The following is a 12,098-nucleotide window of genomic DNA, read 5'->3' as shown; positions in this document are numbered from 1 at the left end:
TACACTCTTTTGAGGTTACTTTATGGGGTACAGTTTTAATCTGCTTTAAATTTTATATATTTTATGAATATAGAAACTCATTAAATTGAGTTACTGTCCCTTTGGAAAGGTTTCAGTATAGGTTTTATCCATATTATCAATAATAGTTATTTCTATTCTTACATCGTCGGAGCCAAACTTAGGCACTTCTCCTTTGAGAGTCCATGAGCCATCTTTTCCTTGTACCCAATTTTCCTCTCCTTTAACCCATATGACATCATCATTAAACCATATATCACTTTCTTCATTAAAGTTATACATTCCAAAGAACTCCTCTTTAATGGATTTATCAGTTGCTTTATGGAGTGTAATTGTATTTTCTAAGGCTCCATTGACATATACCTTAGCTGTGGCTGATTTGACTTTCAGGATTTCAGTGCCGTTATACATATTAAGTAGATACATATGGTGCTCATATCTTGGACCTTTGGAAGTTCCCATACCAGGAATTATACTAAATCTATTTTCTGTTAGTTCTTTAAAAGAAATATCTAATAGGTCTTCACCTCGTGAACCCATACTACTTTCAGAGTGTACTTTAAGTTTATAATTCTTATCAGGAGATAAATTAATTTCTGCAGAATAGCTTAAATTACCTATATTTTTTGCTTGAACTTCAGTCCAATCAGAAGATACTTTTGAAGCTGGTTCGAGTGGTGCGAAAGAGAGAAATATATTGTCTCCAGGTGCTATTTCACTTAAACTCCAACTTATCTCAGTGTTAACTTTATTATTACTTTCATCAAAGGCTGTAAAATTATACATTGAATTACTTGACCACTTTTGAGCCTCTTTCATGCTTGATATACTGTTATTTATCTCGTTTATTTTATTGCCCAATTGGTGCTGAAGATTTGAAATTTCAGAACTTAAACTATTAACTCTTTGCTGTAGATTTTTATTTCTACTGCTTTCACTAGAGAAACTCCATATATTTAATAAGAGTAGAAGAGATAAAATTACAGAGATAAATTTTTTATTTTCGTCCAATTATTACACACCCCTCATTGCTAATTTAGTAATTATTACCGCTAATATTATTATAATACTAGTAAGCACTATGGGGAACCAAGATGCCTAGATAAAATAAAAAAGTGCCTTCAAATTAAAGTGAAAGCACAAAATTAATTATGTTATGTTATTATATTGTGATGAAAAACTATTAGACCACTTTTAATATATAAAAAATCAGATAATATTGCTTATAGAACTTTGAATAAATGAAGCTAACAAGTAAAGATAATTTAATTACCCTTAGCCATCCTTTTTTAAACATTCGAATCTATACCTATTTGGATCATAAACTTCCAGACATTTCAATAAGACAAATAAAATGTAAAAGGAGCAGACCTATATAAAGTTTCGCCTCCTTAATGTGATGCTTATTTTTTTACTTCATATTTATTTAATCAATTTTAAAACTTCCCTATAATATTCATCCACATCATTATAAATTTCATTTTCTTTTAATAAGTCATCACCTAGGAAGCTTTCCTTTAAGTCTTCAATTGTATTTAAAGTATCACTTTTTTAATAATTTAAGGTCTCAATAAAAAGCATATAACAACAGTTAATATATGGTAAAATGAAAACATAAGAGGCAACAAGAAGCCAAATTGCATATAAGTATAGATAGGATAAGTTTATTTTTAAGATCTTTATATAAGTTAAAATCACATCTAAGCATAAATAAAGGAATTTGAAGCTCTTAAAAAAGTTAATATGTATAAATACAAGAATCATGGATCACAGCTATTATCAGGAGGCCAAAAGCAAAGAGTAGCTTTAATCTTTATCTTTAAGGGCATTAATCATATTAGTGCTGATGAATAATCTAGCTGAGATAAATGCTTGGTAGCAATGAACTTCTAAGTTACATCAATACTTTGGGAAGTTCAGTAACTTAGTATGACTAAACTATTTATTACAGTTAAATAATTTACTGGGGGGAGAATTTTATGGAGGAAAAAAAGTATAATAGGAACTTTTTAATTTCATTAGTAATTACTTTGATACTCATGGGATTTAGCTTATTTATAAGGGAAGCTATTGTTTTAAATGGTAGTACATTTGGTTTTGTGGGATGCTTAGTTGGAACGTTTTGTACACGGGTATTTAAGAATTCTAAGTACAAAATAACAAGTTCATTAATACTTTCTGTGTTAATTTTATTTGTTTTGCTCAAAGGATTTTTTCATATACCCGCATATATTATAATTTTTACAGCACTATTTATTCTTATAATAGATGAAGCAGTAAAAGTGAAGAATGAGTATATGAAGATAAAAATCTTAGCTACTGTAATGTTGTTTATTTGCTTCTTCTCATTTAATTATTATTTAGGTTCAACTCGTCTGATAAAAAGTTTGAACCTAAGCAAAGCCATTGTAGAGCAAAATTATTTTATAGATGGAATGGATGAAATAACAGAGGAAACTTTGCAGCAGGTTTCAAAGTTAACAATACGTGATGAAAAATTTGGAATAACAGATTTAAGTGGAATTCAGCATTTGAAAAATCTTAATGCCTTATCTTTAGAGGATTATGGAATTGTAAAAGACTATACCCCTTTACAAGAATTAAAAAATCTGAAAAGGCTGCGTACCTGGAAAGTAGACCTAGATAAACTAGAAGGCTTAAGTGAAATCACATCTGTAGAATTTTTAGAGATTTCCTATCCTGAAAAAGGGTATTTAGATAGCTTGAAGTCTTTTCCAAATTTGAACACTCTTACAGTTCAAGGTGGAGACTTATGGGACGTAAAAACTCTTCAAGGGGCGAAAAATTTAAAGAAATTAACTATTGCGGATTGCAAAGTAATCGACTTTCAGGGAATAGAATACTTTGAGACTTTAGAAGAACTAACCCTTTATGAGCTTAACATAAAGGATAGTAGTAAATTATTAACCTTAAAGAATCTTAAATTTATATCAATTGTAGATTGCAAAGTTCAGGATATGGATACCTTTAAGGTCAAAGCAGAAGAGCTTGGAATTATTGTTAGGGTGTCAAATTCAAAAGAGGTTTCATAGAGATAATTTATCATAAATAAATTAGACTTTTATTTTTATTATAAATATGGTCAGTGGAAATATTTGTGAAAGCATTATCGTCATTTTAGAAGAGTTAATACCCCATCCTCTCTAGGTAACAATACTCAAGGATTGGGCGTATTAATAACCTTCTGCAATTTTGAAGAGGGTTGTTTTTAGCTTTACAATGTAATTTACAGGTATTTATAGATATCTTCTATAGTTTTTAAGTGAAAAATATCGAGTGATAAAACATCAAACTTATCAAGTGGCAAAACCCAAAACGTATTCTCTTGAGTTTTCATTTTATCGGTTTTACTATAAAAATTGAGTTTTTGAAAATATTGGAAATGTAGTCATTGATAATGTATAATAAAACTGTATATTTGCAGTATATTCTGAATGTAAAGGGGAGTAAAACATGGATAATTTTGAATTTGTAACCGGAAGTATAGAATTACTTAATTTTGTACAACCTTTATGGGAAAAATTAAATAAACACCACGAAGTTAACTCAAACTATTTCCAAAGTAAATTCATGAATCTTACTTTTGATATTAGAAAAAGTAACTTATTAAATGATAATAATCTAAAAGTGAAAGTTGATTTAATTATGGATATAGAGAAGGGCTTGTATATTGGTTATTGTATTAGCACAGTAAATAAAGAATTAATTGGGGAAATTGATTCTCTTTTTGTTGAAAAAGAATATCGAAAATATGGATTAGGGGATAAGCTCATGAATAGAGCATTAGATTGGCTAAATAGCAATGAGGTAAAAACAAAGATAATCGGAGTAGCAGAAGGAAATGAAGATGTTTTTAAATTTTATAAAAGGTATGGTTTTCATAAAAGAAAAGTAATTTTAGAACAGATAATTGAATAGCATTTTGTTTACATATGTTATAATTAGTTTAAATGGTAAATAATTCATGATGAAATGAGTCATGAAGAATGTGTAGAGATTTTTTAAAAATCATATAAACAAATATGTGGAAAATGAAGGTGACAACATGAGTAAAGTATATTTTATTAAGAATTCAGAAGCAGATTATAATCTGCTTGGAAAAGATGCATTAGAGCTATTGAAGAAAATAGTGACAGAAACTGGGGAGTCCTTTGAAAAAGAAGTACCCATAAAGGTTCATTTTGGTGAGAAAGGAAACAAAACCTTTATTCCTGCCAAATGCTATGATGAAACCATAAATTACTTAAAAGAAATGGGAGTATCCCCATGCTACATTGAAACCAACGTGTTATATAGGGGATCAAGGACAACTACAGCGGCTCATTTAGAAACTGCAAAAGCTCACGGCTTCACGCAGATTCCAATTATAATAGCAGATGGAGACATTGGAACAGAGTATGATGAAGTAGAAATAAATAAAGAATATATCAGTAAATGTAAAATAGGTAAGGGCTATGGAAATTTCAAACAATTTATTGTTATGAGCCATTTTAAAGGACACGGAACCGCTGGGTTTGGCGGCGCTTTAAAGCAGCTTGCTATGGGATTCGCATCTAGAGGTGGGAAATTAGAACAGCATTCTGGCATATCTCCTGTAGTAGATGCTGAAAGATGTATTTCTTGTGGTATTTGTGTGAAGAAATGCAACTTTGGTGCCATTGAAACTCCAGTTACTGCAGTGATTGATGAGAGTAAATGTATTGGCTGTGCTGGATGTATTGCGGTTTGTCCTCAAGGCGCAATAGAAAATACCTGGAGTGGCTCACACTTCCTTGAGAAACTTTCAGAGTATGCCTATGGAGCAGCAAAGGAAAAGGATATCATATACATCACTTTTGTTCACAATATCACTGAGGAGTGCGACTGCGCAGGCACAATTATGAAACCAATTGCAGCTAATATTGGTATTCTTGCAGGAAAAGATCCTGTTGCTTTAGATGCAGCATGCCTAGACTTAGTTCAAAAAAACAGTGGAAGAAAACTATTTGAAAAAGGCAGAGCTTCTCTTTTCCATGCAGAAAAAATTGGAATGGGAACTATGAAATATGAGCTAATTGAAATCAATTAGTTGTAGTAGAAAGGGCATAAGAATATAAGAAATATCTAGTTAGATTTTCCTTATATTCTTCTTTTTTAACAAGCTTATTTTAAAACTCACCATATCGTTTTTGAAATCCTATGGAATCATACAGTAATACACTACAATTAGTGATATTGTAGTGTTCTTTAAAATGAAAGATAATATATGCCGGAAATGAATTGGATAACAGTTGAGTCATTTGACGAATCAGAAGGTATATAAGTGCTTCTTGAGCCTAAGGATAATCATAGGCGCTTTGGAAAATCGAAAAGTCAGTTTTGCATAGAGATACCTGCAACCTCCTTTGCTAGTGAAGATGTTGAGATGGAGTATGAAAGATTGGTACAAGCAGGGGTTGAATTTACTAAGAAGCCGTGAAAAACAGTAGGTGCTAAAATTGCAGAATTAATGATGCCAGTGGCAACCTCATACAATATATCAGACTATGAATATCTTGGATGAATACACAGAGTAAATCAAGGAGCGTCAGGAGAAAAGTAGGTGCAACTTGAATAATACAAGGGAGCGAATTTTATAGGTTTAGGAGGTATAAATACTTATAATGGAAATAATAAAACCAGTTAAAGTTAAATATGTATCTTACATAATGCTTCAAAGTGTGGTGTATGGTGTTGGAAATCCCTTGACAAAGGTAGCCTATGAAAGTATCACACCCTTTTGGCTGCTTACCTTTCGATTTTCCATAGCACTGCTTATCTTCTCTCTTTTTTTTGGCAAAAGGATAATCTCCCAACTGAGAACAGCTAAGTTTTCGAAATATTTTCCAGCAAGTTTGTGTATGGCCCTTGCCTATATAACCTGTAATCTAGCATTGAATTGGACATCTGCTACTAACGTTGGATTTCTAATGTCTTTACCAGTGATCTTTACACCTCTGCTTGCCACCGTTATTCTTAATCAAAAATATGATTTCAGGTATTTGCCTTTACAAATAATTTTAATAATTGGATTGTATTTACTTTGCAGTAATGAAGGGGGATTCACATTAAATAAAGGCGATATTTTTGCTCTAATCACAGCGATAGCACTATCAGGGGCATTAGTGTTTGGCAAAAAATCATTAGAATCCCTTGATGCTGTTACGATTTCAGCTACACAGGCAGGTGTTACAGCGCTTATGAGTCTTATTTGTGCATTGGTGTTTGATGATTTTAGTATAGTGCCAAATATCGCTCCAGCTGCCTGGGGAGTAATTGTTTATTTAGCAGTGACATGTACATGCATTGCATACGTATTACAAAATTCCGCATTAGTACACCTCTCCTCCAATATAGTTTCAATGCTCCAATGCACACAACCGATTTTAACTGCAGTATGTTCATTCATTATTCTTAGAGAAACAATGAGCTTTCGAGGCATATTGGGAGGTTTAATAATCATTGGCTCAATCTTGGTGGCGAACCTGTTGGAAACAAAAGAAAACGAATTAAGCCACGAAATTTGTGATGAAGGTTAATTTAGAAAAGGCAAAAGATATCCTTAAACCTAGAGAAAGTCCATGGGATTTAGGTGTAAAACTGTAATCTGAGAGGCTCTTCCTTAGAAAACGGAATTTACCGCTCTCAGGATTTCTTCCTTCTATCATTTGTGTTTTCTAGTTTATGAATAATAAAGTTAATTAGAACTTGTACAAATGTGTGACACATAGTTAGCTTGTGCATATGCTATTATAAATTTAAGTAGGGGGAGAGCAGCAGTGAGTAGGAAGAAAATCCTCATGGGAATAGGTTTATTTATTGTCCTTGCTATAAGTGTGTGGATTTACATGCCATATATTATTCCTTCCAAGAACTTAATTTCCAGATACGGCTATGACTATACCTATACACAAGCGATAGTTCATGATTTTGACAAATTGGAATATTCAACCCGTATAGATAGTGTTGAAGCTGATAAGGTAGAGAAGTTAATCAATGTGATTGATGAATTGCCTTTAAAAAAAACATGGAAACCTAGTGAATGGTATTACGATGGCATTTTTTTCATTGCAACATATAAAGAAGGGGAGTCCAGTACCTACACAAAGGAAGTTTTTGCTATTAGATTTTTTGAAGATAATGTGATTGGATTTAATGAAAAGCCACAATATAGAGTAAGATATTATAAGATCCAAGACGAAGAATTTAATATAAATAAGGTTATAGAAGAGTTAAAAGAAGGTAAAAACTAGCAAATTAAAAGAGTGAATGATTATTCACTCTTTTAATTTGCCACCAGGGGTAGATATATTAATTCTTCTTTTAAGCTTTAAACCTATACCCATTAGTAAAGATGGAAACACAGTAGATAAAAGTAATATTATAGGTGTAATTGAAATGTCTAAAAAGAAGTAGATAGAATTGAAGGGTGAGAAAAATAAATTAAATAGCAACCAATACTCACCATATTCTTTAGTGATAACTCCTGTATTCATTCCTGTTTTCAAAAAAGTAAATAACCATATTACAATACCCACTAGAGCTATAAGTGACCCAAAGAAGAAGTCATATTTTTTAGGTTTATTGCTACATAAAAGCATGCCCAGGCAGATATAAACCATAATAAATAATAAAATAAAGAATATTCTTCCTGGAACACTAGTAGTAAACTTCCCTAAGGATGGACCAGTAGATACAAGCCATACAGTGAAAATAAGTGATAAGAAGGTATAAATTAGATGAAATAAGATTGCTTTAATATTATTTAACAATACAACCCCTCCCTTTAGGTTTCATTACATTTCAAAAGTTTTTTTTACTAATGTTTTATTATAAAGCTCTCAAAAATAAACCAGCCTCAAATGCAAGTAAATGTATTTATATAACAATTATACCACGTGTTTACATAAAACGTTGACCCAAAATTATTATAAATTAATACAATATACATAGCTTAATTAATCATTATATAGGGTTTTATGATGAGAATTTAACTTACTTATCATCAGAACCTCTTAAGGGAACCAGGGTAAGACCCCTGTATAAGTTAAGTTTTAACTCTGGTTCCCTATAACAATGGTCTTAGTTAAGCTTTTTCTTTGATAAAAAACAAAGAGGAATATTTTTAGTTGGTGATTCTTTGTTTTATTAATTGTAAAATTAAATTGGAAGATAGTGTAACATTAATATAATAACATCGTTTATTAAGTGAAGGGGGTGAGGGTGTTGTGAAAAATGATGACTTTGAAGTTTTGTATAAAAAATACAATAGAGAACTTTATATCTATGCTCTTTCCCTGTGTAAGGATCATCATCTATCTCAAGACCTAGTTAGTGAAACCTTCTTTAAGGCATTGCTATCTCTAGATATTGGTGAAGGGTATATTAAATATTGGTTATTTAGAGTTTGCAAGAATCTATACCTAGATTATTTAAAGAAAAATAGTCGCTTTGAAGATATGGAATCCAGTGCAAATAAGCTTTCTATTGAAGATAATACCTTAGATAAAATTATCCTCAATGAGGATAGAAGAAGAATTTACTTTGAGGTTTTAAGTTTGCAGCCCTCTTATAAAGAAATAGTTATCTTATATTACTACTGCAATCTTTCCTTAAAAGAAATCTCAGCTATTACTGGAATTTCACAGGGAGCTGCTAGAACGCTCCTGTTTAGAGCAAGAAAGAAATTAAAAGAATTTTTAGAGGAGGATATATAATGAGTTTTAAAGATTTATTAGATAAATACAATGATGGTTCTGCTTCACAGGAAGAAATAAAAATAATAGAAGAAGAACTTCAAAAATATGAAGTCATATCGGATTACCTGTCTGAAAGTTATGATATAGGTTTTGAGAAAGAAACCATGCCTGAAGTCTCTATGGATGAAACAAAGCTAGTAAAAAGAAGTGTAAATAAAAAATTGCGCAAAGTAATAATAGCTTCTGTTGGAGCGGTATTTTCAATCATATTTACTATTAATTATATACTTTCTCCCCTAGTAAGCAGTTTTTACTATAATCCCTCTCAAAGCACTGCGGCTAAATATTATGATGACCTGTACTTTGATTTAAGAGTTATCACCGAACTCAGTTTGCCTGGCTATGCACTTAACACTGCCCATTCAGAAAGTTTAGGCTTTGGAGAATATGATGTGTACTTCGAAAGGGTAAATGTGTTTAATCGCCAAATCAAAGCTACTAATAGCAAGATAAAAAGAAATATTAAAAGTGGAGATAGCTTTCATGATTTTTTTCCTGTTAGCCATATGGAGTTTTTAGATATAGTACCACCTTATGATAATGGCAATGTGGTAGAGTCTGTAAATAAAGAGAGAATTGATTATATGAAAGAGTTAAATCCTGTTTCCTATGTATCTGCCTATGTAATACTAGATCAGGATATAACAGTGAAGGAATTTGATGAGCTAAGAAAAAAGTACAAAAATAAGCTTACCTTTAGCTGGGCAGCGGTGCGTACTGCACCAAAAGGTACATCTAAGGAGTATTTAACAGGTTTTAATCCAAACTTTAATGATAGCTCTGTGACAAACGAGAATCCTAATACCGATAAATATCCTTTTATACAGCTCATTGATTATTTTAGAAGTGAAGCCGACAAAGGTGGCTTTGATGGCTCCATGGATGAAGGCTATACTAAGCACTTTATTTCACTACTGAAATATGTGAATGATAGAAAAAAGGCTGTTGCAGCCCTAGATTTTAATGAAATTAAGTCTGAATACTATAAAAATGCCCTAAGCTATGTTGAAAGTAATGGGATAAATATCTATGGACTTTTAATTCGTGGTGAGGCAAAAGAGCTTCTTGAATTTTTAGATAATGAAAAGATAAGAACCATAGAAATAAAAGGTGTGCTTGCTTCTAAGTATATAAATTAGTTTTCAATATGAATATATAAATGTGAATTTAAAGAACTGGATTATTTCAGTTCCTTAAGGTTTGAAAACCTATTTTAATTACTTGCCGTAAATTTCAATAGAATCTATACTTTATAGGTTTTGTTGAATTAACTATACTATTAAGTTAGATAGGTAGCTAGTTAGTTCTAAAGCTTTCAATACCTCAAGGATTAGCTGGAAATTGTCTTTTGTTTTTATTTGAAATACAAGGAAGAAGAAACTGCAGGTATATTATTACAGTAATTATATGGTAAAATGAACTTATTACATTGATATAGGAGACTTATTTAAAGCTAGACTAGTAATTAATTATGACTTAAATAAATAAAAGTATTGCAATCAGGAATGCTGAACCATATAGCTCTATCCTTTGTGGATGGCAAGCACCATAGACAGGGAATAGGAAAAAAGCTGTTTCAGATTGTACTAGAGAACAGCACAGCAAAAGAAATTACAGTGAATTCCACGCCTTATGCAGTTGAGGTGTATAACCGATTAGGTTTTGTCGATATTGCTTCAGAAGAAACCACAAAAGAGATATGATATATCCCTATGGTATACAGCAAAGTACTGAATTAATGCAAAATATTATTAGTAATATGGCGAGATATATTTAAAACATAATTCCGCCAAATATACCAGAAACATATACTCTCAAAGCTATGTTTGATCACGTTTCAGGAGAAGAAAATATACGAAACTGCATTCATGCTTTCAGGTATCTTCTCTATTTGGTCTGAGACCGTTTAATTGCTGACGTGGGTCTAAATATATTTTTAAATTAGCCTTTGACTCGCACACCGTGTAACGGTTTATACTTTATATCAGGGAAACAGAAAGGGGAATAATCATGGAGTTAAAAACTATAAGACAAATTTCATTGGATTACGGTGTTTCGAGAAGAATGTTGTGTTATTACGAAGAAATAGGGTTGATAAAAAGCAGTCGTAAAGATGATTATGCGTACAGGGTTTATAATGAAAATGCTATACAACGGCTTCAACAAATCATCATCTTGCGTAAGCTGAAAATTCCGGTGAAGCAGATTAAAGATATCCTCAATAACCAAAACGCCGTGGCGGCGATCGAGATATTCAAGCAGAACATAAGCCAGATTGATGAGGAAATAACGGCTCTGTCAACTCTCAAATCCATATTGATGCGCTTTGTGGATGAGCTGCAGGAAAAAGCGGACGTATATTTGAAACTTGAATTATTAAACGACAATACCATGCTTGCCATTGCTAGCACTCTTTCGTTTTCCGAAAATAAAATTAAGGAGAAAGTATCCATGGAAGAATTAAACAAGGCAAATGAAAATTTAAACAAACTGGAGGACAAAGATATGCGAATTGTATATCTGCCGCCTATGACTGTGGCTGCTGCTTACGCAACGGGAGATGGCTGCGAAGGTAAAGCGGGGGACATGATAGCGCGATTTGTAAATGAAATTGGACTTTTAAAAATCAAACCCGATGCACGAAGTTTTGGTTTTGACTGCTCTAAGGGGGCAGCAGTACTTGGACAACCTTCCCATGTATATGAGATGTGGGTATCCATTCCCGATCACATAGAGGTACCCAAGCCTTTAGTAAAACGAAATTTTGACGGTGGGTTGTATGCCGCACATGTGCTTAGGACATGGGATTTCCAGGACTGGCGTTTATTAAAAGAATGGGTTAACGCAAGCGATAAATATGATAATGATTGGGGTTCCCCACGCTGGACATCGCCAGAAACGGTTGCTGGACAAGGTTTTGAAGAAACCTTAAATTTTTATAATTTTGTACAAAAGGGTAGTAAAATGGAAGATTTACAGCTTGATTTATTGTTTCCAATTAAGGAGAAGGGCTAAGAATAAGTTCCAAGGGTAAGGCAGATTACCTATTACAAAGAAGGAGGTGCTTAAATGGAAGATATTAAAATCGGCTCAACATTATCCTTCGGCAGTTATAACTGGCGTGTACTTGACATACAAAACAATGTGGCTTTAATTATAACCGAAGAAATCATAGATCAACGCCCTTACCATAATGCTTATAAAGATATAACATGGGCCGACTGTGGGTTAAGAAAATATCTTAATGGTGAATTTTATGACAAATTCAACGCAACTGATAAA

13 protein-coding genes and 1 pseudogene are annotated in these 12,098 nt (G+C 32.2%); 12 read left to right on the top strand and 2 right to left on the bottom strand.

All coding sequences use genetic code 11. The features are described from left to right. Positions 1 to 90 precede the first annotated feature (90 nt). Positions 91 to 1,029 (bottom strand): hypothetical protein, encoded by a 939-nt coding sequence (locus RR409_RS12955; RefSeq protein WP_332558185.1) that lies wholly within the window; start codon positions 1,027 to 1,029, stop codon positions 91 to 93. Positions 1,030 to 1,740: 711 nt separating this feature from the next. Between RR409_RS12955 and RR409_RS12950 the strand changes: the two are divergent. From RR409_RS12950 to RR409_RS12920, 7 genes and pseudogenes are all read left to right on the top strand, one after another. Continuing rightward, positions 1,741 to 1,827: pseudogene (locus RR409_RS12950) on the top strand (energy-coupling factor transporter ATPase); the annotation flags it as partial. Positions 1,828 to 1,997: 170 nt separating this feature from the next. Then, positions 1,998 to 3,071 carry a hypothetical protein gene (locus tag RR409_RS12945; protein WP_332558184.1) on the top strand — a complete coding sequence of 358 codons (1,074 nt, stop codon included), beginning with the start codon at positions 1,998 to 2,000 and terminating at the stop codon, positions 3,069 to 3,071. A 421-nt stretch (positions 3,072 to 3,492) separates the two neighbouring features. Beyond that, on the top strand, positions 3,493 to 3,957 hold the full coding sequence (locus RR409_RS12940; RefSeq protein WP_332558183.1) for a GNAT family N-acetyltransferase: 465 nt from the start codon (positions 3,493 to 3,495) through the stop codon (positions 3,955 to 3,957). 127 nt (positions 3,958 to 4,084) lie between these two features. Then, positions 4,085 to 5,107, top strand: a complete 1,023-nt coding sequence (locus RR409_RS12935; RefSeq protein ID WP_332558182.1) for a DUF362 domain-containing protein — start codon at positions 4,085 to 4,087, stop codon at positions 5,105 to 5,107. 234 nt (positions 5,108 to 5,341) lie between these two features. Further along, positions 5,342 to 5,497 (top strand): hypothetical protein, encoded by a 156-nt coding sequence (locus RR409_RS12930; RefSeq protein WP_332558181.1) that lies wholly within the window; start codon positions 5,342 to 5,344, stop codon positions 5,495 to 5,497. 184 nt (positions 5,498 to 5,681) lie between these two features. Beyond that, complete coding sequence (locus tag RR409_RS12925) at positions 5,682 to 6,596, top strand: DMT family transporter (RefSeq protein ID WP_332558180.1); 915 nt, start codon at positions 5,682 to 5,684, stop codon at positions 6,594 to 6,596. Positions 6,597 to 6,836: 240 nt separating this feature from the next. Continuing rightward, complete coding sequence (locus RR409_RS12920) at positions 6,837 to 7,310, top strand: hypothetical protein (protein ID WP_332558179.1); 474 nt, start codon at positions 6,837 to 6,839, stop codon at positions 7,308 to 7,310. Positions 7,311 to 7,334: 24 nt separating this feature from the next. Here the strand turns inward: RR409_RS12920 and RR409_RS12915 are convergent, their stop codons facing one another. After that, positions 7,335 to 7,829 (bottom strand): hypothetical protein, encoded by a 495-nt coding sequence (locus tag RR409_RS12915; RefSeq protein WP_332558178.1) that lies wholly within the window; start codon positions 7,827 to 7,829, stop codon positions 7,335 to 7,337. Between the two features lie 456 nt (positions 7,830 to 8,285). Here RR409_RS12915 and RR409_RS12910 point away from each other — a divergent pair, with 456 nt between their 5' ends. The 5 genes from RR409_RS12910 to RR409_RS12890 form a co-directional block, all read left to right on the top strand. After that, positions 8,286 to 8,774: a sigma-70 family RNA polymerase sigma factor gene (locus tag RR409_RS12910; RefSeq protein WP_332558177.1), complete on the top strand. Its 489-nt coding sequence runs from the start codon at positions 8,286 to 8,288 to the stop codon at positions 8,772 to 8,774. Beyond that, positions 8,774 to 9,955 (top strand): anti sigma factor C-terminal domain-containing protein, encoded by a 1,182-nt coding sequence (locus tag RR409_RS12905; protein WP_332558176.1) that lies wholly within the window; start codon positions 8,774 to 8,776, stop codon positions 9,953 to 9,955. The genes RR409_RS12910 and RR409_RS12905 overlap by 1 nt, the downstream gene beginning before the upstream one ends. A gap of 366 nt (positions 9,956 to 10,321) precedes the next feature. Beyond that, complete coding sequence (locus RR409_RS12900) at positions 10,322 to 10,519, top strand: GNAT family N-acetyltransferase (protein WP_332558175.1); 198 nt, start codon at positions 10,322 to 10,324, stop codon at positions 10,517 to 10,519. A 307-nt stretch (positions 10,520 to 10,826) separates the two neighbouring features. Continuing rightward, positions 10,827 to 11,831, top strand: coding sequence for a MerR family transcriptional regulator (locus tag RR409_RS12895; RefSeq protein ID WP_332558174.1), 1,005 nt, complete (start codon positions 10,827 to 10,829; stop codon positions 11,829 to 11,831). 54 nt (positions 11,832 to 11,885) lie between these two features. Continuing rightward, the coding region (locus tag RR409_RS12890) for a DUF6273 domain-containing protein (RefSeq protein ID WP_332558173.1) at positions 11,886 to 12,098 on the top strand (213 nt) is incomplete at its 3' end.

This window comes from Clostridium sp. (assembly GCF_036642255.1).
In the GTDB taxonomy this organism is placed as follows: Bacteria; Bacillota; Clostridia; order Clostridiales; family Clostridiaceae; genus Clostridium_J.
The sequence above is the reverse complement of the archived record's forward strand: the minus strand, read 5'-3'. Positions and strand labels throughout refer to the sequence as shown.

Excerpts from the sequence above, each read along its gene's own strand:
- RR409_RS12945 (WP_332558184.1), top strand. The coding sequence starts at position 1,998 with ATGGAGGAAAAAAAGTATAATAGGAACTTTTTAATTTCATTAGTAATT.
- RR409_RS12940 (WP_332558183.1), top strand. The coding sequence starts at position 3,493 with ATGGATAATTTTGAATTTGTAACCGGAAGTATAGAATTACTTAATTTT.
- RR409_RS12935 (WP_332558182.1), top strand. The coding sequence starts at position 4,085 with ATGAGTAAAGTATATTTTATTAAGAATTCAGAAGCAGATTATAATCTG.
- RR409_RS12925 (WP_332558180.1), top strand. The coding sequence starts at position 5,682 with ATGGAAATAATAAAACCAGTTAAAGTTAAATATGTATCTTACATAATG.
- RR409_RS12905 (WP_332558176.1), top strand. The coding sequence starts at position 8,774 with ATGAGTTTTAAAGATTTATTAGATAAATACAATGATGGTTCTGCTTCA.
- RR409_RS12900 (WP_332558175.1), top strand. The coding sequence starts at position 10,322 with ATGCTGAACCATATAGCTCTATCCTTTGTGGATGGCAAGCACCATAGA.
- RR409_RS12895 (WP_332558174.1), top strand. The coding sequence starts at position 10,827 with ATGGAGTTAAAAACTATAAGACAAATTTCATTGGATTACGGTGTTTCG.